Annotated in this window: 19 protein-coding genes; 11 read left to right on the top strand and 8 right to left on the bottom strand. The window is 71.2% G+C overall.

Annotation, left to right across the window (positions count from 1 at the left end; all coding sequences use genetic code 11):
- Positions 1 to 99: 99 nt before the first annotated feature.
- Entirely contained in the window at positions 100 to 1,734 is a 1,635-nt protein-coding gene (locus tag IE195_RS05235; RefSeq protein ID WP_191268241.1) for a CocE/NonD family hydrolase, read from the bottom strand.
- Positions 1,735 to 2,024: 290 nt separating this feature from the next.
- On the opposite strand from IE195_RS05235, the gene dxr reads away from it, so the two are divergent.
- From dxr to IE195_RS05200, 7 genes are all read left to right on the top strand, one after another.
- On the top strand, positions 2,025 to 3,227 hold the full coding sequence (gene dxr / locus IE195_RS05230; protein WP_229826119.1) for a 1-deoxy-D-xylulose-5-phosphate reductoisomerase: 1,203 nt from the start codon (positions 2,025 to 2,027) through the stop codon (positions 3,225 to 3,227).
- Positions 3,228 to 3,255: 28 nt separating this feature from the next.
- The gene (locus IE195_RS05225; RefSeq protein WP_191268239.1) at positions 3,256 to 4,614 is read left to right on the top strand and encodes a M50 family metallopeptidase; all 1,359 of its coding nucleotides are present in this window, start codon (positions 3,256 to 3,258) and stop codon (positions 4,612 to 4,614) included.
- A 244-nt stretch (positions 4,615 to 4,858) separates the two neighbouring features.
- Positions 4,859 to 6,013: a flavodoxin-dependent (E)-4-hydroxy-3-methylbut-2-enyl-diphosphate synthase gene (gene ispG, locus IE195_RS05220; RefSeq protein WP_191268238.1), complete on the top strand. Its 1,155-nt coding sequence runs from the start codon at positions 4,859 to 4,861 to the stop codon at positions 6,011 to 6,013.
- A gap of 417 nt (positions 6,014 to 6,430) precedes the next feature.
- A complete protein-coding gene (locus IE195_RS05215; protein WP_191268237.1) occupies positions 6,431 to 7,891 on the top strand; it encodes an amino acid permease in 1,461 nt (486 codons plus the stop codon).
- 262 nt (positions 7,892 to 8,153) lie between these two features.
- Positions 8,154 to 8,957, top strand: a complete 804-nt coding sequence (locus IE195_RS05210; RefSeq protein ID WP_191268236.1) for a carbon-nitrogen hydrolase family protein — start codon at positions 8,154 to 8,156, stop codon at positions 8,955 to 8,957.
- Between the two features lie 55 nt (positions 8,958 to 9,012).
- The gene (locus tag IE195_RS05205; RefSeq protein ID WP_191268235.1) at positions 9,013 to 10,734 is read left to right on the top strand and encodes a flavin monoamine oxidase family protein; all 1,722 of its coding nucleotides are present in this window, start codon (positions 9,013 to 9,015) and stop codon (positions 10,732 to 10,734) included.
- Between the two features lie 148 nt (positions 10,735 to 10,882).
- On the top strand, positions 10,883 to 11,437 hold the full coding sequence (locus IE195_RS05200) for a hypothetical protein (RefSeq protein ID WP_191268234.1): 555 nt from the start codon (positions 10,883 to 10,885) through the stop codon (positions 11,435 to 11,437).
- Between the two features lie 87 nt (positions 11,438 to 11,524).
- Here IE195_RS05200 and IE195_RS05195 read toward each other — a convergent pair whose 3' ends face one another.
- The gene (locus IE195_RS05195) at positions 11,525 to 11,989 is read right to left on the bottom strand and encodes an Lrp/AsnC family transcriptional regulator (protein ID WP_191268233.1); all 465 of its coding nucleotides are present in this window, start codon (positions 11,987 to 11,989) and stop codon (positions 11,525 to 11,527) included.
- Between the two features lie 145 nt (positions 11,990 to 12,134).
- Between IE195_RS05195 and IE195_RS05190 the strand changes: the two genes are divergently transcribed.
- From IE195_RS05190 to IE195_RS05180, 3 genes are all read left to right on the top strand, one after another.
- On the top strand, positions 12,135 to 13,772 hold the full coding sequence (locus IE195_RS05190) for an alpha/beta fold hydrolase (protein ID WP_373295632.1): 1,638 nt from the start codon (positions 12,135 to 12,137) through the stop codon (positions 13,770 to 13,772).
- Positions 13,773 to 13,881: 109 nt separating this feature from the next.
- The gene (locus tag IE195_RS05185) at positions 13,882 to 14,718 is read left to right on the top strand and encodes a GNAT family N-acetyltransferase (RefSeq protein WP_191268232.1); all 837 of its coding nucleotides are present in this window, start codon (positions 13,882 to 13,884) and stop codon (positions 14,716 to 14,718) included.
- Positions 14,719 to 14,867: 149 nt separating this feature from the next.
- Entirely contained in the window at positions 14,868 to 16,112 is a 1,245-nt protein-coding gene (locus IE195_RS05180; protein ID WP_191268231.1) for a multidrug effflux MFS transporter, read from the top strand.
- Between the two features lie 117 nt (positions 16,113 to 16,229).
- On the opposite strand, the gene IE195_RS05175 is transcribed toward IE195_RS05180, so the two are convergent.
- From IE195_RS05175 to IE195_RS05160, 4 genes are read right to left on the bottom strand one after another with little or no spacing between them, the layout of a single operon-like run.
- On the bottom strand, positions 16,230 to 17,918 hold the full coding sequence (locus IE195_RS05175; RefSeq protein WP_373295631.1) for an ABC transporter ATP-binding protein: 1,689 nt from the start codon (positions 17,916 to 17,918) through the stop codon (positions 16,230 to 16,232).
- Positions 17,915 to 18,799: an ABC transporter permease gene (locus IE195_RS05170; RefSeq protein ID WP_191268230.1), complete on the bottom strand. Its 885-nt coding sequence runs from the start codon at positions 18,797 to 18,799 to the stop codon at positions 17,915 to 17,917. Before IE195_RS05170 ends, IE195_RS05175 begins: the two co-directional genes overlap by 4 nt.
- The gene (locus IE195_RS05165; RefSeq protein ID WP_191268229.1) at positions 18,796 to 19,731 is read right to left on the bottom strand and encodes an ABC transporter permease; all 936 of its coding nucleotides are present in this window, start codon (positions 19,729 to 19,731) and stop codon (positions 18,796 to 18,798) included. Before IE195_RS05165 ends, IE195_RS05170 begins: the two co-directional genes overlap by 4 nt.
- Positions 19,732 to 19,775: 44 nt before the next feature.
- Positions 19,776 to 21,380 (bottom strand): ABC transporter substrate-binding protein, encoded by a 1,605-nt coding sequence (locus IE195_RS05160; RefSeq protein ID WP_191268228.1) that lies wholly within the window; start codon positions 21,378 to 21,380, stop codon positions 19,776 to 19,778.
- 722 nt (positions 21,381 to 22,102) lie between these two features.
- Here IE195_RS05160 and IE195_RS05155 point away from each other — a divergent pair.
- Positions 22,103 to 22,630 carry an ATP-binding protein gene (locus tag IE195_RS05155; protein WP_191268227.1) on the top strand — a complete coding sequence of 176 codons (528 nt, stop codon included), beginning with the start codon at positions 22,103 to 22,105 and terminating at the stop codon, positions 22,628 to 22,630.
- A 78-nt stretch (positions 22,631 to 22,708) separates the two neighbouring features.
- Here IE195_RS05155 and IE195_RS05150 read toward each other — a convergent pair whose 3' ends face one another.
- Both IE195_RS05150 and IE195_RS05145 read right to left on the bottom strand, forming a co-directional pair.
- Positions 22,709 to 23,557, bottom strand: coding sequence for an AMP-binding protein (locus tag IE195_RS05150; RefSeq protein ID WP_191268226.1), 849 nt, complete (start codon positions 23,555 to 23,557; stop codon positions 22,709 to 22,711).
- A 410-nt stretch (positions 23,558 to 23,967) separates the two neighbouring features.
- Positions 23,968 to 26,493, bottom strand: a complete 2,526-nt coding sequence (locus IE195_RS05145; RefSeq protein WP_191268976.1) for a LuxR C-terminal-related transcriptional regulator — start codon at positions 26,491 to 26,493, stop codon at positions 23,968 to 23,970.
- Positions 26,494 to 26,628: the final 135 nt, after the last annotated feature.

The raw sequence follows: 26,628 nt of genomic DNA, 5'->3' as shown, positions 1-26,628 counted from the left end.
TTCTCGGGAAGCAGCCCCCGGCCCCGGCGTCTGCGCGCCGGGGCCGGGGAGGCGGCCGACCGGCCGCCGGCTCTGTCGGCCGCCGAACGGCCGGAGGGGTCAGCCGAGCGGGACGGTCACCCGAGTCGGGTTCTCCTCGGGGGAGGTCACCTCGACGCGGTCCCCGAGATCGCTCTCACCGAGGTAGCGGGCGTCCTTGCTGTCCACCACCACCGCCAGCCGGTGCCCGGCCGGAACGTCCCACACCACCGAGGAGAGCTCGGTCTCCACCGTCACCGGCTCGCCCGGGACGGAGCCGCGCAGGGTGACGGGCGCGTGGCTCAGCAGCGAACCGGTGCCCCGGCCGTTGACCGCGTACAGGTACACGAACACCGACTGGTCCTCGGTGGTCGGGGTGAACGTGAACGTCGCCTCGGGGGTGCCGGCCACCCGCGCCCCGTCGGGGTAGGCGGGGCTGGTCCACACCGCCGCCCGGTAACGGTCCACGAGGGGCAGCGAGACCCCGGTGGGCACGTCGAAGAACTGCTGGAGCGCCCCGGACAGGATCACGGTGCCGCTGCGCGCCGTCGTGCCGATACCGGTGCGGAAGTCGTAGTCCCATCCGGTCGAGGGCTCGGGCTCCATGGCTCCGCTGCTCTGCCAGCGGCCCCAGCTGGTGCTGGGCCTGTCGAGGAAGTACTGGTCGCTTCCGGTGCTCACCGAGGTCCAGTCCGGGTGCGAGGTCCAGTCGCCGTTCCCGTTGTTGGGCCTCAGGCGCACCGGCTGCTCGGTGTCGATGCCGTTGTCCTCGCCCTTGAGGTGGTGGTCGAACCAGCGGGCCAGGTCCTCCCACACCTCGTTGGGCAGGCCCACCGCGCCGAACGCCTCCTGGGTGGCGTGGTCGCCGGGGGCCAGCATCAGCCGTTTGGGGCCGGAGAGCTCCTCGTAGAAGTCGGCGAGGTGCCCGACGGGGAACATCCCGTCGTTCCACCCGTGCGCGATCATGACCGCGGTGCCGTTGGCGTTGATCTCGTCCACCTTGGTGGCGGCGGAGCGGTCCGGGGCCAGTTCGAGGATGGGTTCGACGTTGCCCCTCCGGTACTCGCGCTCCATCTCGCGGAGCGCCTCCCCGGGGGTGCCGAGCAGGTTGCCCGCCAGGAGCAGGAGTTCGGCGGACTGCACGTCGATGGTCTCGTTGGGGTAGAGGGAGGCCTGCAGGTCGGCCCAGCCGCTCATGGAGCCGACCGCCCGGACCCGTTCGTCCTCGGCCGCGGTGAGCAGGCTGATGCCGCCGCCGTAGGAGATGCCGGCCATGCCGATGCGGTCGGCGTCGGCCTCGGTGTTCTCCAGGGCCCAGTCGATGACGGCGCTGGCGTCGGCCCGGTCGTCGGGCCCGGCCACCTCGATCCCGCCGCCGGAGTCCCAGAAGCCGCGCGAGGTGTAGGCGACGACCTGGTAGCCGGACTCCTCGGCCAGCTTCTTGGCCGCCCCGACGTAGAGGATGTGCGGGGTACCCCAGGCGGAGGGCATCACCAGCAGCGGGCGCGGGCCCTCGGCGCCGGTGGGAGTGATGACCTTGGCCTTCAGTTCGGTGCCGTCGTGGCTGACGATCGTCTCGTAGCTGATGCTGGAGCCGACGGCGGCCGCGGCGACGGGTGCGGGGGACAGGGTGGCGGCGGCGACCGCCGCCGCGACGACCCAGGAGAGCGTTCGGGTGCGCGCGCCCCGGGCGGGGCGCACTCTGGTGGTGAACATGTCGGGAACCTCGGGGGTGGGGGAGGCGGGGAGGCTCCGATGGACACTCGCGCCGTCGCCATCGGGGCGGGCCGGTGTTCGGTCGCACCGGCAGTGATCGGCATCTCTCTTTACTGTGAGGTAACTTACTCACGGGTCAAGTTAAACGATTCCGACGTCTCTGTAAACCTCCCGTGTCCTCCGGGGCCCGGAGCCGCGGACCGGCCGCGGGCCCCGTCCACAACCCCTCGGCGGGCGGGCGCCGGGTGCGCGACAATGGAGCGGTGCGAGAAGAACAGCAGCGAACAGTAGTGATCCTCGGTTCCACCGGCTCCATCGGGACCCAGGCCATCGACATCGTCCAGCGCAATCCCGAGCGCTTCCGGGTGGTGGGCCTGGCGGCCGGGGGCGGCCGGGTGGACCTGCTCGCCAAACAGGCGGTCCAGCTCGGGGCCGACCGGGTGGCCGTGGCCGACCCGGCGCGCGCCGAGGAGCTCACCCGCCTCCTCGCCGAGCAGGGCGCGGCCGCCGAGGTCCTGGTCGGCGCCGAGGGCGTGGCCGAACTGGCCGCGACCCCCTGCGACGTCGTCCTCAACGGGATCACCGGCGCCCTGGGCCTGGAGTCCACCCTCGCCGCGCTGCGTGCCGGGACCACCCTGGCCCTGGCCAACAAGGAGTCCCTGATCATCGGCGGGCCGCTCGTGCGCGACCTGGCCGCACCGGGACAGATCGTCCCGGTCGACTCCGAGCACTACGCCATCGCCCAGTGCTTCCCGTACCTGCCCGAGGGGGAGCTGGCCAGCCCGGCCCAGGGGCTGGTGCACGCCCGGCGCGGCGACGTACGCCGCCTGGTCGTCACCGCCAGCGGCGGCCCCTTCCGCGGTCGCCGCGCGGACGAACTCGCCGACGTCACCCCGGCCGAGGCGCTCGACCACCCCACCTGGAGCATGGGTCCGGTCATCACCGTCAACTCCGCGACCCTGGTCAACAAGGGGCTGGAGGTGATCGAGGCCAACCTGCTGTTCGACGTGCCCTTCGAGCGGATCGACGTGGTCGTCCACCCGCAGTCGATCGTGCACTCCATGGTCGAGTACGTGGACGGCACCACCCTGGCCAAGGCCAGCCCGCCCAGCATGATGATTCCGATCGCCTACGGGATCGGCGCCCCCGAACGGGTCCCCGACGCCGCGCCGGGCATGGACTGGACCAGGGCGCAGAGCTGGACCTTCGAGCCGCTGGACCACGAGGCCTTCCCCGCCGTGCGGCTGGCCGCGGAGGTCGGCGCCGCGGGCGGAACGGCCCCTGCCGTCTACAACGCGGCCAACGAGGAGGCGGTCGACGCCTTCCTCGGGGGAAACCTCGCGTTCCCGGCCATCATGGACACCGTCTCCCGGGTAGTCTCTGAACACCAGCGGGTGGACCGTCCGGGAACCTCGACCCTGACCCTGGACGACGTGTACGCCGCTGACACCTGGGCCCGAACCCGCGCGCGCGAGCTGCTCACCCGCGGCTGAGGACCGACGTCGGCTTGAGGAGAGATGCATGGTCGTGCTGCTGACCGTGGTCGGGATCGTCCTGTTCGTGCTGGGACTGCTGTTTTCGATCGCTTGGCACGAGCTCGGCCACATGTCCACCGCGAAGATGTTCGGCATCAAGTGCACCGAGTTCATGGTGGGCTTCGGCCGGACACTGTGGTCGGTGCGCAGGGGTGAGACCGAGTACGGGATCAAGGCCGTGCCGCTGGGCGGGTTCGTGCGCATGGTCGGCATGCTGCCGCCCGCCCGGGCCCGGGCGGGCGCCGGCGCCCGGAAGATCTCCCGTTGGCGGGCGATGGCCGAGGACGCCCGGGAGGCCTCCTACGTGGAGCTGTCCCCCGAGGACCAGGACCGGCAGTTCTACCAGCGGGCCCCCTGGAAACGCCTGATCGTCATGTTCGCCGGCCCGGCGATGAACCTCGTCCTCGCGGTGGTCCTGCTGGGCGTGCTCTTCATGGGCATCGGCGTCCCCAAGGACGTCCCCCAGCTCGGCGCGGTCCGTGAGTGCGTGGTCCCCGCCCAGGTGACCGCCACCGAGTGCAGCGACGAGTTCGCCCCCACCCCGGCCCACGAGGCCGGGCTGGAGCCCGGTGACACCATCGTCTCGATCGACGGCGAGCCCACCCCCGACGGGGCCACCGTCAACCGGGCGATCCGTGCCTCGCTCGGCCCCACCGAGTTCGTCATCGAGCGTGACGGCGAGCAGTTCACCACCACCGTCGACATCGTCGAGAACGAGCTGGCCGCCCGGAACGCCGACGGCGACCCCGTCTACGAGACCGACGCCGAGGGCGACCTCGTCTACGACGAACAGGGGCGCCGGGTCGTGGCCACCGAGACGGTCGGCTTCCTGGGCGTGCTGTTCACGCAGGAGCGCCAGCCCCTCACCGTCACGGAGTCGGCCTCCGAGATGGGTTCCATGCTGGTCAGCGTCGGCGAGGCCATCATCGCGCTGCCCAGCCGGGTCCCGGAGGTGTTCGGCGCGGCCTTCCTGGGCGAGCAGCGCACCGAGGACTCCCCGGTGGGCATCGTCGGCATCTCCCGCATCGGCGGCGAGATCATGTCCCAGGGCCTGCCGCTGATCGACACCGTGGCGATCATGCTCAGCATCCTCGCCAGCGTGAACCTCTTCCTGTTCGCCTTCAACATGCTGCCGATCCTGCCGCTGGACGGCGGGCACATGGCGGGGGCGATCTGGGAGTCCGTCAAGAGGTGGACGGCCCGGCTGTTCCGGCGCCCGGACCCGGGGCCGGTGGACGTGGCGCTGCTGACCCCGGTGGCCTACGTGGTCGTGGCCTGTTTCCTCGTGTTCAGCGTCATCCTGCTCGTGGCCGACCTGATCAACCCGGTCCGACTGTTCGGATGACCCCGCCGCGGGAACCGCGGGTGAACTCTGTCCGAACCGGTGTGAGCAGGGCCACGACGTGCCGAGCGTTCGCCCGGGGGCGGGTAACCTTGGGGTCGCGTTGCGGGAACGACGCCGCGGCCCAGGCCGCCCGGACGGAATCCCGGACGCGGTTTCGGGCGCTGTGCTCCGTGTGCCCTTTCCCACGAACCGGACGACATCAAGTGCCGCTCTCCCTCTCGGCGGCAGACGAGGTGAATCAAGCGTGACCATCGATCTCGGTATTCCCGCCACACCGCCGCGCCCGCTGGCGACCCGGCGCAAGACCCGGCAGATCATGGTCGGGAACGTTCCTGTCGGCGGGGACGCCCCGGTGTCCGTGCAGTCGATGACGACCACCCGCACCTCCGACGTCAACGCGACCCTCCAGCAGATCGCCGAACTGACCGCTTCCGGCTGCCAGATCGTCCGTGTGGCCGTCCCCACCAACGAGGACGCCGACGCGCTGCCGATCATCGCCAGGAAGTCGCAGATCCCGGTGATCGCCGACATCCACTTCCAGCCCAAGTACGTGTTCGCGGCGATCGAGGCGGGTTGCGCCGCGGTCCGCGTGAACCCCGGCAACATCAAGAAGTTCGACGACAAGGTCGCCGAGATCGCGAAGGCCGCCGGTGAGGCCGGTACCCCGATCCGGATCGGGGTCAACGCCGGTTCGCTCGACAAGCGCCTGCTCGCCAAGTACGGCAGGGCCACCCCCGAGGCGCTGGTGGAGTCGGCGCTGTGGGAGTGCTCGCTGTTCGAGGAGCACGGCTTCCGGGACATCAAGATCTCGGTCAAGCACAACGACCCGGTGGTGATGGTCAACGCCTACCGGCTGCTGTCGCAGGCCTGCGACTACCCGCTGCACCTGGGTGTGACCGAGGCGGGCCCGGCCTTCCAGGGCACCATCAAGTCCTCCGTGGCCTTCGGCGCGCTGCTCTCGGAGGGGATCGGCGACACCATCCGCGTCTCCCTGTCCGCACCGCCCGCCGAGGAGGTCAAGGTCGGCGCGCAGATCCTGGAGTCGCTGGGTCTGCGTGAGCGCGGCCTGGAGATCGTCTCCTGCCCGAGCTGCGGCCGCGCCCAGGTGGACGTGTACACGCTCGCCGAGGAGGTCACCGCCGGGCTGGAGGGCATGGAGGTGCCGCTGCGGGTGGCCGTCATGGGCTGTGTCGTCAACGGTCCGGGCGAGGCGCGCGACGCCGACCTGGGTGTGGCCTCGGGCAACGGCAAGGGGCAGATCTTCGTCAAGGGCGAGGTCATCAAGACCGTTCCCGAGTCCAAGATCGTGGAGACCCTCATCGAGGAGGCCATGCGCATCGCCGAGGAGATGGGCGAGGCCGGGGCCGAGGGCGAGCCCAGCGTCTCCGTGGCGGGCTGACCCGCACCACGTTCTCCGAAAGGGGGGTACGGCGGCCGCCGTACCCCCCTTTCGCGTGTCCGGGGTCGCCGGGCGGCCCGGGCGGTGGCGGCGGGTCCGGCGTCCGCTCCCGGCCGGGACGGAACAGCACGGGGCTGCGAGCGTTACACCTACCGGTGCGCTCCACTGACGTCGTCGCAGGTCAGACGATGCCAGTCACGGAGCGTAATTTTGTATGACCTGCATCACGCCCGCGTGCGTTTTCTTGTCCGGCAACGCACGATTGCAGCGTTTAAGCCAGACAAATGCAATGAATGTGGGTCATGTTGCTCAGGCAACACCATTACCGTTGCCTGGGGCACATTTGGGGCGCCGCTGGTTCGATGAGCGGCGCCGGTTCCGGTGTGCCCGTCCCGCAGAACGTCGAGGAGTCATTTCGTGGTGGACCAGAAGACCCCCGCGCCGGTGGGCACGTCCGTGCCCACGCTCGGGCAGCGCCTGAGCCGGCGCAAGCCGGTCGAGAAGCTGGTGGCGGAGACCGAGAGCGGCACCGGGCTGCGCCGAACCATGGGTTTCTGGCAGCTGTCCATGATCGGTATCGGTGCCACCCTGGGCACCGGCATCTTCGTCGTCCTGGGTGAGGCCGTCCCCGTCGCCGGACCCGCCGTCATCCTGGCGTTCGTCCTGGCCGGCGTCACCGCGCTGTTCTCCGCGCTCGCCTACGCCGAGATGGCCGGGATGATCCCCGCCTCCGGTTCTGCCTACTCCTACAGCTACGCCACCATGGGCGAGTTCATGGCCTGGGTGTGCGGCTGGTGTCTGATGCTCACCTACGGCGTCTCCGTCGCCGCGGTCGGCGTCGGCTGGGGCCAGTACATCAACGAGCTCCTCGAACTGACCACGGGTCTGGCGCTGCCCGGCGCCTTCCTGGCCGGCCCCCTGGAGGGCGGCCTGGTCAACCTGCCCGCCGCCGTCGTGGTCCTGCTGTCCATGTTCGCCCTGCTCGCCGGGGTCCGCGAGAGCACCCGCGCCAACGCCGTCATGGTCGCCATCAAGATCGCCGTCCTGGTGATGTTCGTGGCCATCGCGATCACCGCCGTCCAGGACGGCAACTTCGCCCCGTTCATGCCGATGGGTATGGCCGGTGTCTCCGCCGCCGGCGCCACCCTGTTCTTCTCCTACATCGGCTTCGACTCGGCCTCCACCGCCAGCGAGGAGGCCAAGAACCCCCAGCGCGACCTGCCGCGCGCCATCATGTTCTCGATGATCGTGGTCACCGCGATCTACTGCCTGGTGGCCTTCAGCGCGATCGGCGCCCTCAACTGGACCGAGTTCGCCGCGGGACGCACCTCCCTGGCCGGGATCCTGACCGCGGTCACCGGAACCCCGGTCTGGGCGGTCATCTTCGCCGCCGGCGCCGTCCTGGCCCTGGCCAGCGTCGTCCTGGTGGTGCTCTACAGCCAGACCCGCATCCTCTTCGCGATGTCCCGCGACGGGCTCATCCCCAAGGCCTTCTCCGAGGTCGACGCCAAGGGCACCCCGCGCGCGAACACCGTCATCACCTCGGTGTCCATCGCCGTCCTGGCGGCGCTCATCCCGCTCGGCCCCCTCGCCGACGCCACCGCGATCGGTACCCTGTTCGCCTTCGCCCTGGTCAACGTGGCCGTCCTGGTGCTGCGCAGGAACCGCCCCGACCTCAAGCGCGCCTTCCGGATGCCCGGAGCCCCGGTCACTCCGGTCCTCGGTGTCCTGGCCTGCGCCTACCTGATGATCAGCATGCCGCTGAGCGTGTGGGTCGCCTTCGGCGCCTGGCTCGTGGTCGGCCTGGCGGTCTACTTCGGCTACGGCATGCGCCGTTCCGCGCTGGAGGCCGAACCGGCCGCCGAGGTCCGCGCCTGAGACGCGCACGGGCCGTGCTCCGAGCCGGGCTCGGTGTGACCTGACCGGGGGCGGGCCCGGGGAATCCCCGGGCCCGCCCCCGTGTTCTCCGTCGGGGCCGTGGCTGAACGATCCTGCGCATGTGTGCGCATCTGCGCAAAGAAACGGGGCATGTCGGCGATAACTCGCAACAGAGTGCCCGTCCGACACACGGTTCCCACGTCCCCGCCCGCCTAGAGTGGACGCGGCCGACCAGCGACGAAACACCGGGAGGTGCCAGGTGATGCCCGAAACACTGCGAGTGGCCCTCGACCAGGGCACGGGGCGCAGCGGCGATCCCGCATCCTCCCTGGACCGGCTCCGGGAGCGGGCCCGGGCGGCCGCGGCCGACGGTGCCGCCCTGCTGGTCACCCCGGAGATGTCGATGACCGGCTACAACATCGGGGCCGAGGTCGAACGGCTGGCCGAGCCCGCCGACGGGCCCCTCTTCCGGGCGGTCTCCCGGATCGCCGTCGACACCGGGGTCGCGATCGTCTACGGCTTCCCCGAGCGGGCGGACGGGAACGTGTACAACGCGGTGCGGTTCGTGGACGCCACGGGGGCCTCCCGCGCGCTCTACCGCAAGACGCACCTGTTCGGCGACCTGGACCGGAACCTCTTCGCCCCCGGCGGCGAACTGGTCGTCCAGGTCGACCTCGGCGGTCACCGTGTCGGCCTGCTGGTCTGCTACGACGTGGAGTTCCCCGAGGCCGTGCGGGCACACGCACTGGCCGGGACCACCGTCCTCGTCGTGCCCACCGCCCTGATGGGACCGGACACCTCGGTGGCCACCCTCCTCGTCCCCGCCCGGGCGATGGAGAACCAGATCCACCTGGCCTACGTGAACCGCTGCGACACCGAGGGGGAACTCGACTACGTCGGGCTGAGCACCCTCGTGGGCCCCGACGGCACCGAACTGCTGCGGGCCGGTCCCACAGAGGCCCTGCTGGTCGGTGACGTCGACCCGGCCGCCACCGAGGCCGCCCGGGCGGAACCGTCCTACCTGGACGACCGCCGTCCGGCCCTGTACTCGGCGCTCGAGCGCTGAACCCCGAACCCGTATCCCGAACCCGTACACCCAGCCCCAGCGTAAGGAGGGCCTCATGACGTCTGCCGTGCCCACGGCCGCAGGTACCGCACCCGCCACCGCCCCGGCGGATGAACGGCCGCTGACCATGTCCGGGCCCGACTTCCCGTTCGCCTACGACTCCTTCCTGGAGCACCCCGCCGGGCTGGGCCAGGTCCCCGCCGAGCACCACGGCACCGAGGTCGCCGTCATCGGCGGCGGCCTCTCGGGCATCGTCACCGCCTACGAGCTCATGAAGATGGGCCTGAAGCCGGTCGTGTACGAGGCCGACCGGATCGGCGGCCGCCTGCGCACCGAGCGCCTCCCCGGCTGCCCCGACGACGTGGTCGCCGAGATGGGCGCCATGCGCTTCCCGCCGTCGTCCACCTCCTTCTGGCACTACGCGGACCGGATGGGCCTGCGGACCAGCCCCTTCCCCAACCCGCTCGCGGCGTCCACCCCGAGTACCGTCGTCGACCTCAAGGGCGAGTCGCACTACGCGACGCACCTGGACGACCTGCCGCAGGTGTACCGGGACGTGGCGCAGGCCTGGGACCGGACCCTGGAGAGCGTCGAGCACACCCGGATGCAGAAGGCGATCCGGGAACGCGACACGGCCACCCAGAAGGAGATCTGGAACCGGCTGGTCGAGAAGCTGGACAACCAGACCTTCTACGGCTTCCTGTGCGAGTCCCCGGGCTTCTCCTCCTTCCGCAACCGCGAGGTCTTCGGCCAGGTGGGCTTCGGCACCGGCGGTTGGGACACCGACTTCCCCAACTCCATCCTGGAGATCCTGCGGGTCACCTACACCGGTGCCGACGACGACCACATGGGCATCGTGGGCGGGGTCGACCAGCTTCCGCTGCGCCTGTGGGAGGACGCCCCGGACAAGCTCGTGCACTGGGCGCAGGGCACCTCCCTGGCCTCGCTGCACGGGGGCGAGCCGCGGCCGGCCGTGACGGCCCTGCGCCGTACGGCGGCCAAGGGCTCCCCGGCGGGCAACATCACCGTCACGGACTCCTCCGGCTCCATCCGCACCTACGCGTCGGCGGTGTTCACGGCGCAGTCCTGGATGATGCTGTCCAAGATCGACTGTGACGACGACCTGCTGCCGATCGACCACTGGACGGCGATCGAGCGGACCCACTACATGGAGTCCTCGAAGCTGTTCGTGCCGGTGGACCGTGCGTTCTGGCGGGACAAGGACCCCGAGACCGGGCGGGACGTCATGAGCATGACGCTCACCGACCGGATGACCCGGGGCACCTACCTGCTGGAGGGCGAGGACCCCGAGGCCCCCGCGGCGATCTGCATGTCCTACACCTGGTGCGACGACTCGCTGAAGTGGCTGCCGCTGTCGGCCAACGAGCGCATGGAGGTCATGCTCGCCTCGCTCGGCAAGGTCTACCCGGACGTGGACATCCGCTCCCACATCACCGGCGACCCGGTGACCGTCTCCTGGGAGGACGAGCCCTACTTCATGGGCGCGTTCAAGGCCAACCTGCCCGGCCACTACCGGTACCAGCGGCGCCTGTTCACCCACTTCCACCAGGACGACCTGGCCGAGCGCCACCGGGGGCTGTTCCTGGCCGGTGACGACGTGTCCTGGACCGCCGGCTGGGCCGAGGGTGCGGTGCAGACGGCCCTGAACGCCGTGTGGGGCGTCATGCACCACTTCGGCGGTCGGACCGACCCGTCCAACCCCGGCCCGGGCGACCTGTTCGGCGAGCTGGCCCCGGTCACCCTCCCCGAGGACTGACCCGCGGGCCGATCCACGGAACGAGGCCCCTTCCGGGTCTCCGAGGACCCCGGACGCGCTCCCCGACAGCGCGCCCGGGGTCCTTTCCTGCGCCTACCTGGTACTTTGTTCCGGTTCTCTGCCCCAGAACCGTGAAAGCACATCCCCCATGCCATCCCACACGAGGGCCTCGCTTCGTCAGGTGCTCTGGTCTCCGGCGCCGCTCGCTCTGTGCCTCCTGCTCTTCATGCCCCTGGGCATGCTGTACGTGTCCGCGGACCCACGCATAGGTCCGGTCGACGCTGTTCCGGTGTTCTTCCTGGTAATGGGCCTGATCTGGCTGATCCTCGCCACCGTGTTCGGGCGCCATGTGTGGATCGGCCCCCGACACATCCGGGTGAACGGCGTCCTGTCCACGACTCGGCTGGACCTGTCCGACATCCGGAAGGTCACGGTGGACGAGTGGGGCGTGATCAGGATCGTCCTCCTGAACGGTCAGGTGGTGAAGGCCACCTCCCATCAGCGTGGCCCGAAGTTTCCGTTTCCGCTCAGCAGGCAGGCGGAGCGGGCGGCCGCCGCGATCCGCCGGGCGGCGCGTGCGGCCCGCCCCCGGCGCTGCGGCCCGGTGACCCTGGACCGCAGTTGGTGGCCGGTTCCGGCCTACCTCGGTCTCTCGCTGGTCTTCTGCCTGCTCATGCGGGCCGTCTTCGCGCAGACCTACTAGGGCGGTGACCGCAGGGCTCCACCGGGCTCGTCCTTTCCTGGGCGAGGAGGCCCCCGGTCCGCGCTGGACAACGCTCCCGGTCGGCCACTAGTCCAGGCCGGCGGCTCCGGCGAGGACGGGCTGGTCGACCAGGCGGGACAGCACCAGGGTGCTCTTGGTGCGCACCACGAAGGGTTCGGCGCCGATGCGTTCGATGACCTCTTCCAGGTGGTGGGTGTCGCGGGCGCGGACCTGGACTATGGCGTCGGCCTCACCGGTGACGGTGCACGCCGAGGTGATCTCCGGGTAGCCCGCCAGGCCGACGCGGATCTCGCCCGGGGAGGTGCGCGCCCGGCAGTAGAGCTCGATGAAGGCCTCGGTGGTCCAGCCGATCGCCTGGGGCTCGACGACCACGGTGAAGCCGCGCACGGCGCCGGACTCGATCAGGCGGTCCACCCGGCGCTTCACGGCGGAGGGACTGAGACCGACCTCGCCGCCGATCTCGGCGAAGCTCATCCGCGCGTCCGCGCCGAGTATCGCGATGATCCGCTCATCGACACGATCAAGCCGCATTGTGCCCCTTTTGTCCACGTCTGATCCGACCAGGGCACATGTTACCGGGAGAGTGTCCACCTGGGCCCCGTGTCGCTTCCCCACGTCACCCTCAGTAACAGAGACAATGCACAAGGACAATATGGTCGGCATCGGGGGTAGACGAGTGCGATCGACGGGCACGCAGTGGGCAGCCATCTCCGCCGGGGCCCTGCTGGCCTCCCTGCTGACCGCACCGGCGGCGCACGCCGCCCCCGGCGAGGCGGCGGCCGAGCCCGCCACCCGCATCGATCAGAAGGCGTTCGACTGGCAGCCCTGCGAGGACCTCGAACCGGTCGGCGGCACGAGCCTGGAGTGCGCCGCCATCACCGTCCCGCTGGCCCGGACCACCGGCGGCGAACGCGTCGACGACCTCGCCGAGACCGTGGAGATCGCCCTCTCCCGCGTCCCCGCCACCGGCACCGCGGAGCACACCGTGCTGGTCAACCCCGGCGGGCCGGGCAGCGCGGGGCGCATGTGGGCCGCGCACACCCACAACCGGATGCCCGAGGAACTCCGCCTGACCCACGACGTGGTCGCCTTCGACCCGCGCGGCATGGGGGCCTCCACCCCCGCCGTCAACTGCGACCCCGGCTTCTTCGCCCCGGTCCGCAGGGACACCGTCCCCGCCGACGCCATGGCGGAACGTGCCCTGCTCGCCGACGCCGAGGCCTACGCCGCGGCCTGTGCCGAGGCCGCCGGACCGCTCCTGGACCACATGCGCACCGAGGACACCGCGCACGACATGGACGACATCCGGGTCGCCCTCGGCCTGGAGCAGATCGACTACCTGGGCTACTCCTACGGCAGCTACCTCGGCACCGTCTACGCCTCGCTCTACCCCCGCAGCGTGCGCGCCCTGGTCCTGGACAGCGTCGTCAACCCGGACAACCCCTGGTACGAGAGCAACCTCGTGCAGAGCCGCGCCCTGGACCGGTCCGCCGGAAACTTCTTCGACTGGGTCGCCCGCCACGACGACACCTACGGCCTGGGTGCCGACGGGGAGACCGTCGCCGGGGCCTACTACGACCTGCGCGCCGAACTGGGGGAGGACCCGGACCGGGACACGGTCGGCCCCACCGAACTGGAGGGCGCCGTCATCGTCGTCGCCTACAGCGGGAGGACCTGGCCCGCCGTCGCGGGCGCCCTGGCCGCCCGGATCAACGAGGACGACCCCGAGCCGCTCCTCGCCCTGCACGGGGCCTACGGCGACGACGCGGACAGCGACGCCGGTTACGGCGGCTACCTCGCGGTCCAGTGCACCGACGCCCTGTGGCCCCGGGACTGGGACACCTGGCGCTCGGACGCCCGGGAGGTCCACCGGGACGCACCCTTCATGGGGTGGCACAACATCTGGTACAATGCCCCCTGTCTCTTCTGGGAGGGCGAATCCGACCCCTGGTTCCAGGTCGGAGACGGCCCCTACGAGCACCCGGCCTACGACGGCGGCGTCCTCCTCGTCCACGCCACCGAAGACGGCGCCACCCCCGTGGAGGGGGCGCACGCCCTGCGCGACCGCCTGTCCGGCTCCTCCCTGGTCGTCGAGGAGGGCGGTGTCACACACGGCGTCGCACTCACGGGCAACACCTGCGTCGACGAGGCCGTCGTCGCCTACCTCCGGACGGGGGTCCTGCCGCGGAGCCGAAGCCAGGGACCGGACCTGACCTGCGATGCCCGGCCCGAACCACAGCCGCGTACCGCCCGGAGCACCCCCCGCATGCCGGTGGACCGGCTCGGCCCGGTCGGACTCGAAACATCCAGGTGAGTCCGGGCAGGCGGTCGAATAGTCTGGAATCGGCGCGAATTCGTCGTGGGCCCGCGAGCCGCTCCGGCACCCCGCCGGACACGGTGACCGGGTAGATGGGGGAGATGCGATGCTGCGAACCTCGGCGGTTCGGATCCTTGGAGAACGAGACCGGGAGGCCGTCAGCGCGCTCCTGGACACCGACCCCGTGGGCAACGTCTTCGTCGCCTCACGCCTGATGACCACCGGTATCTCCGGGGGCGGCGCCGAGGTCTGGGGCCACACCGAACGCGGCAGGCTCACCGCCCTGTGCTACTCGGGCGCCAACCTCGTCCCGGTCAACGCCGGGCCTGCCGCCGTGCGCAGCTTCGCCGACCACGCCCGCTGGCGGGGCCGCCGCTGCTCCTCGATCGTCGGCCCGGTGGAGGCGGTCAACGACTTCTGGCAACAGGTCACCCCGGCCTGGGGACCGGCCCGCGTGATCCGGGCCAGCCAGCCGGTCCTGGAGATCGACGGGCCGCCCGAGGTCGCCCCCGACCCGCTGGTGCGACGCGTCCGGATCCACGAGATCAACACCCTGGTGCCCGCCTGCGTCGCCATGTTCACCGAGGAGGTCGGGGTGCCGCCGGACTCCGGCGACGGCGGCGCGCTCTACCGCGCCCGCGTCGAGGAACTGGTCCGCACCGGCCGCGCCTTCGCGCGGATCGAGGACGGCCGCGTGGTCTTCAAGGCCGAGATCGGGGCCGTCACCCGGCACGCCTGCCAGGTCCAGGGCGTGTGGGTGCATCCGGACCTGCGCGGCCGGGGCCACTCCAGCGCGGGTATGGCCGCGGTGGTCAACTACGCGCTGGCCGAGATCGCACCCCGGGTGACGCTGTACGTCAACGACTTCAACGCCCCTGCCCGCGCCACCTACCAGCGGGTCGGCTTCCGGCAGGTCGGAGAGGTCATGTCGGTGCTCTTCTGACCGTGCCCGCCCGATGCCCGCGCCCGTCCGAACCCCGTTCCTGACCGGTTCCCGTCAGGTTGGACCCGGGCACGGGGGCGTCGGCGCGACGGCTCGGTACCGTGGACGGGCCGCCCCGCCCACGTCCCCCGGTGCCCGAGAGAGGCCTGATGCTCCGCAACCCGACCGGGCGCGCCCGCCTGGGCCTGGCCCTCCTGCTCGCCCTGCTCACGGTGTTGGGGCCGCTCAACATCGACATGTACCTTCCGGCCTTTCCGGAGATCTCCGCCGACCTCGGGGCCAACGCCTCACGGGTGCAGTTGAGCCTGACCGCCTGCCTGGTCGGGCTCGCCGTCGGGCAGGTGGTGATCGGGCCGCTCAGCGACGCCCGGGGGCGCAGGGGTCCGCTCCTGGTCTGCCTCGCCCTGTTCGTCCTGGCCTCGGCCCTGTGCGCACTCGCCCCCGACACGGCGGTGCTGGTGCTCGGCCGCTTCCTCCAGGGGTTCACGGCTAGCGCGGGCGTGGTGCTCTCCCGGGCGGTGGTGCGCGACGTCTTCGACGGCGCGGCGCTGACCCGGTTCTTCGCCCTGATCATGGCCGTGGTCGCGGTGGCCCCGATGGCGGCGCCCGTCCTCGGCGGCGGGGTCCTGTGGTTGCCCTTCACCGACTGGCGGAGCATCTTCTGGACGCTGGCCCTGCTCGGCGCCGTGATCGTGCTGGTCGTCGCCCTGCGCCTGCCGGAGACCCTTCCGAGGGGGCGCCGCATCCCCGGCACCCCGGGCGGCAGTCTGCGCACGATGGGCGCACTGCTGCGCGACCGCCGGTACCTGGGGTACACCCTGGTGGTCGGGCTGCTGCACGGCGGCAGCTTCGCCTACGTCGCCGGGACCCCGTTCGTCTACCAGGACCTGTACGGGGTGTCCCCGCAGGTCTTCGGGGTGCTCTTCGGGGTCAACGGCATCGCGATCATCCTGGGCAGCACCGCCGTGGGCCGTCTCAGCGAGAGGTTCGGTGAACGCTCCCTGCTGCGTCTGGCCGTGGCCACCGCTGTGGCGGCCACGTCGGTGGTGCTCGCCACCGCGCTCCTCCAGGGCCCGCTGGTGCTCCTGGTCGTGCCCATCTTCGTCTACATGACCTGCATGGGCATGGTCCTCACCGGCTCGTTCGCCCTGGCGATGGAGGGCCAGGAGAACCGGGCCGGGAGCGCCAGCTCGCTCCTGGGCGCCCTGCCCATGCTGATCGGGGCCGCAGTCGCCCCCCTGGTCGGCCTGGACGAGTCCACGGCGGTCCCGATGGGCGCGCTCCTGTTCGGCACCTCGGCCCTGGGGCTGCTGGTCATGGCCACCATGACCCGTCCGCCGGCCAGGGCCGGAGAGCCCGGCCCGCACACCGGCGCCCCGACCCCGGGGGAGTAGCCCTCCGGGGGGTGTGGGCGTCGTCCGCGACGCCCCCGGCGAAAGCGGAGGCGGGGCGCGCATCACGCGCCCCGCCTCCGGACGGTCGGCCTCCGCGGGCCCGCGGCCCCGTCGGGCTCAGCCCTCCACGGCCCGTTCCTCCTCCGCCAGGCCCAGACGCTCCTGGGCGCCCGGGAAGGACAGCTCGAAGTCCGGGGTGTCGGCGATCAGCGCGCGCGTGTACTCGTGCTCCGGCGCCGACATGACCTGACCGACCGGACCGTACTCGACGATCTCGCCCTTGTTGAGGATGGCGACCCGGTCCGCGATGTTGGACACCAGCGCGATGTTGTGCGTGACGAACAGCAGCGCCATGCCCTGCTCCTGGAGGCCGTGGAGCAGCTTCACGATCTCCGCCTGCACCGACACGTCCAGCGCCGAGGTGATCTCGTCGCACACCAGCAGGGCCGGGTCGGTCGCCACCGCACGCGCGATACACACGCGCTGGCGTTCGCCGCCGCTGAGCTGCTCGGGGAAGCGGTCCGCGTAGGAGGCGGGCAGCGCGGCCCGCTCCAGGGACTCGGCCACCACGGCGTCCGGGTCCTCCGGACGGCCCACCAGGTGCCGGTACGGGCCCAGGATCTGCTCCCGCACCCGCTTGCGCGGGTTCAGTGCCTCGTACGGATTCTGGAACACGTACTGCACCCGGCGGCGCTGCGCGGCCGTACGACGGTAGCTGCTGGTCGCGAGCCGATCGCCGTCGAAGAGGACCTCACCGGTGAACTGGTGGTGCAGGCCCGCGACCGAACGCGACAGGGTCGTCTTGCCCGAACCCGACTCACCCAGCAGGGCCACGCACTCGCCGCGGGAGACCGAGACGTCGATCCCCTCCAGCACCTTCGTGCGCCCGTACCCGGCGGTCAGACCGGAGACCCGCAGCAGCGGTTCCTCCTCCGGCTCGGCCTCCTCGTGCCCGGACGTCCGCAGCAGCGGCACCGCCAGCAGCAGTTTCCGGGTGTACGCGTGCCGGGGGTCGGAGAGCACCTCGGCGGCGCGTCCGCGTTCGACGACCTCGCCCTGGTACATGACCGCGATCTCGTCGGCCAGGTCGGCCACCACGGCCATGTCGTGGCTGATGTACACACCGGCGGTCCCGTAGTCGCGGGTCATCGCCCGGATGGTCTCCAGCACGTGCGCCTGCGTGGTCACGTCCAGTCCGGTGGTCGGCTCGTCGAGCACGATCACCTCCGGACGGCCCACGAACGCCATCGCGATCGCCACCCGCTGCTGCTGACCGCCGGACAGCTGGTGCGGGTAACGGCGCAGGAAGGCGTCGTCGTCGGGCAGCGCCACCTCGCGCAGGACCTCGCGGACCCGCCCGAGGACGTCCTGCTCCGACAGCGAGTCGTCGTGCAGGGCCTCCCGCAGCTGCACACCCAGGCGCAGGGCCGGGTTGAGCGCGGAGGCGGGCGACTGGGGGATGTAGGCCACCGCGCGGCCGCGCAGCCTCCGGACCCCCTTCTCGTCCAGCCCGGCCAGGTCCTGGCCGCCGACACGCACCTGGCCGCCGGTGATCTCCGTGGCGCGCTTGCAGTGCGCCAGCAGCGACAGTCCCAGCGTGGTCTTTCCCGAACCGGACTCCCCGACCAGGCCGAGGATCTCGCCCCGCTTCACGGTGATCGAGACGCCGCTGATGATCTCGACGTCCGAGGGGCGACCGATCACGGTCAGCCCGTCGACCACCAGCACGGCCTCGCCGCTGCGTGCCGCGCCGCCGGTGGCCGCGGACCCGGTGTCCGTGTTCTCCGTGTGCTCGTTCTCCGTCACTTCTCGACCCCCCGGTCGATACCGATCGCCGCACGGGAGAGCCCGTCGGTGATGAGGTTGGCGCCGACGGTCAGCACCGCGATCGCCGTCACGGGCAGTGCCACCGCCCACGGCTGCACGGCCATGCCCTGGCGGTTCTCGTTGATCATCAGGCCCCAGTCCGCCGTGGGCGGCTGCAGGCCCATGCCGAGGAAGCCGAGCACGGCCACCACGCCGATGGAGTAGGTCAGGCGCAGACCCAGCTCCACCAGCAGCGGGCTGGTCACGTTCGGCAGGATCTCCACCGTCATGATCCGCCAGCGCGGCAGTCCGATCGCCTCGGCGGCCTTCACGTAGTCCTGCTCGATCACCTTGCGGGTGGCCTCGCGGATGACCCGGGCCACCCGTGGCATGTGCGAGACGGCGATGACCGCCACGATCAGCCACACCTTCGGGCCGATGATCGACATCACCAGCAGCGCGGCGATCAGCTGCGGGAAGGCCAGCAGCACGTCGTTGGTCCGCATGAGGACGTCGTCCACCCAGCCGCGGCGGTAACCGGCGATGATGCCGACGACCGTCCCGGCGGCCACGCCGACGGCGGCGGCGGAACCGGCCAGCAGGAGCAGCGTCCAGCCGCCCCACATGAAGCGGGTCAGCACGTCGCGGCCGAGGTTGTCCCCGCCGAACAGGGCGCCGTCGACGCCCGTCTCGTACGGCTTGGCCACGAACTCGGTCGGGGTGTACGGGGCCACGAACGGGCCCAGTACGGCGATCAGGACGATGAGGGCGGTCAGGGCCACACCGACCTTGGTGCGGCCGAACCGCCACGCGGTCCGGAAGAGTCCCGGACGGCGCCGCACCGACGCCTTGGGGGTGGTGTTCTTCGAAGGTCCACTCATCGGTTCGCGACCCTCACCTTCGGGTTGGCCGCCAGCCCGATCACGTCGGCGATCAGGTTGACCAGGATGTAGATCCCCGCGATGAGCAGAACCACGGCCTGGATCAGCGGTACGTCGCGGTTCTCGATGGCGTCCATGAGGTCCTTGCCGACACCGGGGAAGTTGAACAGGAACTCGATGGCCACCACGCCGCCGGCCAGCCAGGCCAGCTGGAGGGCGATCACCTGGGCCACCGGGCCGATCGCGTTGGGTGCGGCGTGTCGCCACAGCACCGTGCGCTCGCTCACGCCCTTGAGCCGGGCCTGCTGCACGTACTCGCTCTCCAGGACCTCGATCATCGTCGCCCGCATCATGCGGACGATCGGCGGGGCGACCGCCAGCGCCAGCGTCAGCACCGGGAGGATCCACTGCTCGGGGCCGCCCTCACGGGCGTAGACGGACGGGAACAGTCCCAGACCGCCCGGGCCGAGCGCCAGGATCAGCAGGATGCCGACCACGAACTCGGGGATGGACGCCACGACCAGGGTGCCCATCGAGGAGGCGTGGTCGAAGGAGCGGTCCCGGCGCAGGGCGCTGAACGCGCCGATGAACAGGGAGACGGGTGTGGCGACCAGGGCGGCCAGCCCCATCAGGGCCAGTGAGCTCTGGACGGAGCTCCTGAGGTACTCGGCGACGGGCAACCCGTTGGAGAAGGAGTTGCCCAGGTCGCCCTGGAGGATCCCCTGGAGCCACTGCATGTACTGCACGGCCACGGGTTCGTGCAGGTTGAGCTGGTCGCGCAGCGCCTCCAGCCGCTCCGGGGTGGCGTCGCGGCCCAGGATCAGCTGGGCCGCGTCGCCGGGCAGTGCCTGCGTGGCCGCGAAGACCACGAGGGACACCGCCCAGAGCGTCAGTGCGCCGAAGAGGAGGCGGACGACGATGAGTCGGGTCATGGTGAGCTTTCGTCAGCGGGGTGGGCTCGGGAACCGGGCGTCCGCTAGGACTGCTCCTTCCACATGGTGTGGAAGGCGTAGGAGCCGAGCGGGTGGCCCGAGACCGACGGCTCCAGGCCGTGCACGGAGGCGGCGTAGGCGTCGAGCAGGTTCACGAAGCCCCACACGATGTAGCCGCCCTCCTCGTACTCGATCTTCTGCGCCTTGCGGATCAGTTCGTTGCGCTCGTCCTCGTCGGCGGTCTGGCGCGCCTCCTCCAGGTAGCCGAGCCACTCCTCGTGCTCGCCCCACATGGTCTCGTTGTAGGGCGCGCCCACGATCGAGCCCTGGGCGGTCTGGGTGATGTAGTTGCGGGCGCTCCAGAAGTCCTGGCCGAAGGCGTAGGGGAAGCCCTCCTCCGGGCTCCAGTAGTCGCTGGGGTTGACCCGGCGCAGGTTGACGGTGACCCCGGCCTCGCGGGCCTGCTCCTGGAAGACCTCGGCGGCGGCGACCACACCGGCGTTGATGTCGGAGGTGACCAGCTCGACCTCCAGCCCGTCCTCGTGGCCGGCCTCGGCCAGCAGGCGCTTGGCCTCGTCGATGTCCTGCTCGCGCTGGTCGAAGTCCTCGGGGTAGGAGGGGTCCATCCGCGCGTACATGTCGTTGCCGATCTGGCCGTATCCGGCCAGCGCCTGGTCGATCATCTCCTGGCGGTCGACGATCAGTCGGAAGGCCTGGCGGACGCGGACGTCGTCGAAGGGCTCCTTCTCGACGTTCATCGTGAACGGCAGCCACATGCCGGTCTCGGACTCCAGGATGTTCACGTTGGGGTCACCCTCGATGATGGCGACCTGGGCGTGCGGGACCTGGCTGATCACGTGGACGGTGCCGCTGCTGAGCGCGTTGACGCGGGCGTCGTCCTCGGGGAAGTCCACGATCTCCAGCTCGTCCACGTAGGGCTGGCCCTCGACGTGGTAGCCCTCGTGGCGCTCGAAGACGCTGTACTCGCCGACCTTGAACTCGGAGTACTTGAAGGGGCCCGAACCGATCGGGTTCTCGGGGTCGTAGCCCACCGGGACGACGCAGTTGTAGTACTCGGCGAGCGCCTCGGGCAGGGTCACGAAGGGCTCGCCGGTGCGGATGACCAGTGTGCGGTCGTCGACGATCTCGGTCTTCTCCAGGTCGACGCCCTCCAGGTCGCCCGCGCCGCGCATGGGGTTCTCGGGGTCGAGGATGCGCTCCAGGGAGAAGAGGACCGCCTCGGCGGTGACCGGGGAGTCGTCGTGGAAGAGCAGACCCTCCCGCAGGACCACGGTCCACTCGGTGGCGTCGTCGTTGGGCTCCATCGACTCGGCCAGGTACGGCTCGAGCGTGCCGTCGTTGGCGAAGTGCATGAGCGAGGTGTAGAGGGCGTAGTTGCGCGCGATGTCGACGTTGTCGGTGGGGTTGTGCGCGTCCAGCGTGTCGTTGGCGCCACCGCCGGCGATGCCGACCTTCAGGCGGCCGCCGTACTGGGGCTCGTTGCTGCTGGAGCCGCCGGACTCGGAGTCACTGCCACAGGCGGCCAGGACCGGGGCGACGGCCGCACCGGCGGCGGAGGCCTTGAGCAGGCTCCGGCGGGAGGTGAAGCGCTTTGCGGCGGGGGTGGAGTCTTCGGGCAGGGCAGGCACGGGACACCTCATGTGGGACGGGGAACTTCGGGCGGCCGACACCGTGGTGACACGGCAGGGCTGGAGGTACCCCCGGGGTTTTTGTCGGTATCGGCCCCCAACGATCCTTGTTCGCACTACAGGAAGCGTCAAACGACGGTGTGAGCGGGATGGGGATGTCCAGGAGATTTCATGCCGTCTGTCTGGAGTGGTGCTGGGGAGACTGTTGAAACACGCTGTGGCCTGGGGGTTTCAGGTGGTATCGGCGGAAGCGGCGAGCGGTCGTCTGCGGATGCCGCCCGAGCCGTGCCAGCGCTCATGGGCGCGCTTCCATCGCTTCCCGTTGTGTCCTCATCGTTGTCGCCGGGTAGCGAAAACGTGGCGTTTAGTCGCTGCTTTTCCGTGTTTTCCGGGGGGTCGGCTACCCCGGGTGACGCTTGTTCGGGGGAGGGGCCGGCTTCGGGTGCGTTCCCGCGACGACGGTTCTCGTTTCGGGGTGTGAGCGGGTCGGACGGCGGTCCGGTAGCTGCCGGGTATTGCCAACGTGTTACACCTCACATGGCCGGTACTGGACCCCGGGCAGTTTCCTTTGTCCTCATCGGGGAGGACACGGGACGGGGTTTTGTGGCCAATCCCCAGCGTTGGGAACGCGGGTGTGCTGTTCTGGAGCAGGTACACCCTTGTCTAAGGTGAGTGCAGGCGGCGCAACCCGCGCGCCCGTCGCGGGTGATTGGAGTGACCGGATGGCTGAGGCGAGGCAACTCCGGGACCACGTGCCCGCGGATGCCCCAGACGCCGCGACGTCGACCGCACCGACGATCGACGTCGGCGACCTCACGGGTGGGGTCACCGACCACACCGTGTGGAGCTGTGCGGGGAACCTGACCGCGGTGCGGTCCATCCGTGCCCGGGTCCGTGAGTTCCTCACCAGGACCGGGCACAGCGAGGGGGCCATGGACGACGCCGAGCTGGCCGTCAGCGAGCTGGCCACCAACGCCCTGCTGCACTCGCGTTCGGGGCAGAGCGGCGGGGTGATGACCCTGTTCATCCGCTCCGACGCGGGTCGGCTCCGGGTGGCCGTCGCCGATCAGGGCGAACGTGACCCGGCCGACTCCGAGGTCGGTAACGTCCGAGAGGACGGCGGCGACTATGGGCGCGGCAAGCTCATCGTCGACAGCTGCGCCACGCGCAGCGGCGAGTACCGGAGCGAGGCGACCCACGTGGCCTGGTTCGAGATCGACGACGAGGTCGCCGTCGCCGAGCCCGCCTGAGCGGCCCCGCGCGGGGCCCGGCACGGGCCCGCGCCGACGGCCCCCGCGCGGGCGCCCCGACCCCGGTGATCAGTACGCCTAACGCACGCCGTCCGGGTGGGGGAGACTGATCCGGACGGGCGCGGGGTCGCACGCGACCGTCACCCGACGGCCCTCCGGCGGAGGGCAGCCGTCACCCGCCACCACGCAGGCCCCGGTCCACAGCGCCAGCGCCACCAGGGCGAGCCGGGTGGCCTCGTCCCCCCGCTCGCCCACCGCGACCACGTCGTCGGCGGTCAGGGCCAACCCCTCACGCAGTTCCGCGAAGCGGGCCAGGAGGTCGTGGTGGGTGTGCAGGGTGGTGAGGATGTCGTCGCCGACGGTCTCGTAACCCAGGAGCCCGTTGTCGAACAGCCCGCGTGCGGGGCTGTAGCCGTTTCCGTCGGGGCTGGGCAGCAGCAGGTCGGTGAAGGGCGTCGCGCCCAGGGCGGTGCCGAAGGTGATGATCTGCCGGATCCTCGACCGTTCCGCCAGTTCCAGGGCCCGTCCGGCCAGGTCGGCGCTGACCAGGAGCAGCCGTGCGTCGGTCTCCGCCAGGGCCCGGTACTGGGTGCGCAGGTCGGATTCGGGCGAGACGGTCAGGGCGCGTCCGCCGACGGCCATCACCGTGTACGAGGCGAGGAAGCGGTCGGGGGAGACGGGGGCGAGTACCCCGACGACGTCCCCGAGGCACATGCCGCGGCGGCTCAGCCCCGCGGCGGCCTGTTCGACCGTCGCGGCGAAGGCCAGCGCGTCGGTCCGGCCGGACCTGCCCCGGATCGTCCCACCGCGGCCGGGCCGCAGTCTCAGACGCTCGCACAGGCCTCCGGTGAGTGAGCCGATCGGGTCGTCCCGACGCGGCAGGTGACGGCCGGGTCGTCCGGTTCCAGAAGTCAGCCCTACCCCCATGCGTTCTCCCCTCCGACCAGCGTTCTGGCGGGACCGCTACCCGGGCTCGTCACGCCCCCTCCACGTGACGAGCCCGGAAGCGCCGTGCCGGGCGTTCGCCGCGAGGGACCTCCCCAGGTTCTCCCTCGCGCCGACACGGTTGCCCACCGGCTCCGGAGCCGCCTCCGGAACCGACGGCGCGACGGGGCCCCGGTGCTCAGCCCGGGATCCGACGGCCGTTTCTGGGACCGGCAGGGCCCTGTTCGCGCAGTGCCGAGAGCCTGATGTCCCATGGCTTGAAGCCTAGCGTGTTCACAGCCATATGCACATGCATCTTGCCATGCAGATGCATATGTAGATTCATGGCAGGGGGAACTACACAACCCTCGCGCGGCCGGAGCGCACGTTCGGGTGCGGCGTTGCGGCGGGGGTCAGGCCGTCCGGTGCCGCTCGATCCACGCGGTGATCTGTGTCCGCGAGTGGAATCCCATCTTCCGGTTGATGTTGGCGACGTGCCTGGCGGCCGTGGACGGTGTGATGAACAGGTCCCGGGCGATCTCGGGGTTGCTCCTGCCCGTGCTCACCAGTTGGGCGATCTCCAGCTCCCGGCGGGTGAGGATCTGTCGGGGATCCGTCGACTCGGGACAGGGCCTGGCGGTCCGCCCGCCACGGTCCCCGCCCTTGGCCCCGCGCCCCCGACGCGAACCGGGCCGGGGGCTCGGCGGTGAGGAGGGACGACGGCCCTCCTCGGCCAACCGCTCCGCCTCCCGGACCGCTTCGGACAGACCGAGGACGTAACCCTGCTCCCACCAACCCACCAGGTGCCGACGCCGCCGGCGGACCCGCTCCACGTCCAGGAAGGGCCACGGGGCCCCGTGTACGGGCAGGCCGACCTGGGCCCGCGCCGCCATGGCCGCCCCGGCCAGGCGGCAGGCGGGCTCGCGCAGCCCCGAACCGAACGCCGCCCGGGCCAGCGAGACCAGGGTCCGGGCCGCTTCGGCGCGCTGTCCGCTCCCGTGGCTGAGCAGCAGGCCCTCGCTCAGGTAGTCGTAGGCCTGACCGACGGAGCCCTGGGCGTGCGCGACCCGGCCGATCCCGGCCAGGCAGCGCGCCTCCTCCGAGGTCGCGCTGATCAGCCGCTGGGTGTCCAGCGCCTCCCGGTAACAGCGGTCGGCGGTCATCAGGTCGCCGTTGGCCTCCGCGGCGCGGGCCTGCCCGATCAGGACCACCCCCACCCCCCAGCGGTGGTCGATCCCCCGCAGCAGGGTCAGCGCGGCGTTGTAGTGGTGGTCGGCGGCGGGGTAGTCGCCCTGCTGGGCCACCAGCGAGGCCCTGGTCCCCAGGGCGATGGCCTCCCCCCACAGGTCACCGGCCTCCCGGCACAGCCGAAGGGCCTCCTCGACCCGGACCGAGGCCAGGTCCGGCCTGCGGTCGCGCACCTCCACCAGCGCCAACAGGTTCAGACAGGTGCGGACGAACACGTCGTCGCCGGCCTCCCGGCACAGCCGGAGCCCTTCCTCACCCGTGGAGCGCGCCAGGGCGTGGTCCCGCCGGACACGTGCCAACTGGGCCCGGGCGACGAGCGCCCTCGCCCGGGAGGGCGCCTTGGCGGTCTCCTCCAGGGCCAGCAGCCGGTCCATCCAGTGGGCGCCCTCGGAGTAACTGTTGTGGCTCACCCAGTGCGCCACCAGGCTCACGCACAACCGGAGCCCGGGTTCGGCCGCCCCGCGCTGGTGGGACCAGCGCAGTAGCGACCTGAGCGTGTCGTACTCGGCGATGACCCGCTGACGACCGGAGTCGCGTTCGGACCACGGCATCGACCGGCTCGACTCCAGCTTCTGCCCCAGGTCCTCCACCAGGTGCAGCATGCGCACCAGCAGCCGGTCCTGGAAGGCCTCGCCCTCGCCCGCGGAGATCAGGCGCTCCTGCGCGAACTGGCGCACCGCCTCGGGGAGCCGGTAGCGCACCCGGCCCTCGAACTCACCGGTCACCGTGATCAGCGCCCGGTCCAGCAGGCAGGTGAGCAGGTCGAGAACGTTCGACTCCGGCAGGTCCTCGTCCGCGCACACCTGCTCGGCCAACTCCAGGTCCCAGCCCCGGAACACCGAGAGGCGGCGCAGCAGCACCTGTTCGGGGCCGGGCAGGGACCGGTAGACGAAGTCCAGCACCAGCGGCAACACCTGGCTGCGGGACACGGCCTGCCCCGGCCCGGGCTGGAGCGCGGGGGAGGCCAGGTGGGAGCGCAGCCCCTCGGTGAGCGCCCCGATGCCCTCGTCCGGGGCCCGCGCGCCCAGCACCTCGATCCCCAGCGGGACGCCGCCGGCCAGGTCGCACAGGGTCGCCACGGTCTCCAGTTCCGTCTCCGAGGAGGTGAACCGGGGGTCCCGGGCGCGGGCCCGGTCCAGGAACAGGCGCACCGACTCGGCGTCGGCCGGATCGGGCGGCGGAGCGTTGCGCGCGGCCACCGGCAGCGCCATCGGGGGCACCCGCCACACCGTTCCGCCGGCGAGGCGCACCGGCAGCTCGCTGGTCAACAGGACCGACACCGCAGGGCACTCCGCGAGCAGGGCCTCACCGACCTCGGCCACCTCGTCCGCGATGTGCTCGCAGGAGTCCAGCACGAGCAGCAGCCGGCGGTCGCGCAGCGCCTCGGTCACCGTGTCCGCGAGGGGGAGCCCGGGCTCCTCGACCACGCCCACGGCGTGGGCGATCCGCGCGTGGACCTCCAGGGTCGTGCGCACGTCGGTCAGGTCGGCCATCCACACACCGTCCGGGAAGGACACGGTGGACTGCTCGGCCACGCGCAGAGCCAGCCGCGTCTTACCGATTCCGTCGGCACCGCACAGGGTTACGGACCGGCTGGAGCCGAGCAGGCGGAGCAGATCGCTCAGATCTCGCTCCCGGCCCACGAAGCTGGTACCCGGCCGGGGGAGATTGTGCCGCGCGGGCGCGGTCAAAGGTGCCATGGCCTTCACAAGTAGGGGCTGTCGGGGGTGGTCCCACCGGGGCGGGACGAGGGGGCGGCGGAGACGGACGTCATGAGGTGGGCACTGGGGCTTGGGCTTTCTGGTTTAGCGGGTGCACGCGCACTG

Source organism: Nocardiopsis terrae, from assembly GCF_014651695.1.
GTDB classification, from domain to species: domain Bacteria; phylum Actinomycetota; class Actinomycetes; order Streptosporangiales; family Streptosporangiaceae; genus Nocardiopsis; species Nocardiopsis terrae.
This window is presented reverse-complemented; position numbering and strand designations above follow the sequence as displayed.

Coding starts and splice junctions, on each gene's coding strand:
- IE195_RS05200 (WP_191268234.1), top strand. CDS start 10,883: ATGCCATCCCACACGAGGGCCTCGCTTCGTCAGGTGCTCTGGTCTCCG.
- IE195_RS05155 (WP_191268227.1), top strand. CDS start 22,103: ATGGCTGAGGCGAGGCAACTCCGGGACCACGTGCCCGCGGATGCCCCA.
- IE195_RS05150 (WP_191268226.1), bottom strand. CDS start 23,557: ATGGGGGTAGGGCTGACTTCTGGAACCGGACGACCCGGCCGTCACCTG.
- IE195_RS05205 (WP_191268235.1), top strand. CDS start 9,013: ATGACGTCTGCCGTGCCCACGGCCGCAGGTACCGCACCCGCCACCGCC.
- IE195_RS05225 (WP_191268239.1), top strand. CDS start 3,256: ATGGTCGTGCTGCTGACCGTGGTCGGGATCGTCCTGTTCGTGCTGGGA.
- IE195_RS05170 (WP_191268230.1), bottom strand. CDS start 18,799: ATGAGTGGACCTTCGAAGAACACCACCCCCAAGGCGTCGGTGCGGCGC.
- IE195_RS05195 (WP_191268233.1), bottom strand. CDS start 11,989: ATGCGGCTTGATCGTGTCGATGAGCGGATCATCGCGATACTCGGCGCG.
- IE195_RS05210 (WP_191268236.1), top strand. CDS start 8,154: ATGCCCGAAACACTGCGAGTGGCCCTCGACCAGGGCACGGGGCGCAGC.
- IE195_RS05165 (WP_191268229.1), bottom strand. CDS start 19,731: ATGACCCGACTCATCGTCGTCCGCCTCCTCTTCGGCGCACTGACGCTC.
- IE195_RS05185 (WP_191268232.1), top strand. CDS start 13,882: ATGCTGCGAACCTCGGCGGTTCGGATCCTTGGAGAACGAGACCGGGAG.
- IE195_RS05180 (WP_191268231.1), top strand. CDS start 14,868: ATGCTCCGCAACCCGACCGGGCGCGCCCGCCTGGGCCTGGCCCTCCTG.
- IE195_RS05235 (WP_191268241.1), bottom strand. CDS start 1,734: ATGTTCACCACCAGAGTGCGCCCCGCCCGGGGCGCGCGCACCCGAACG.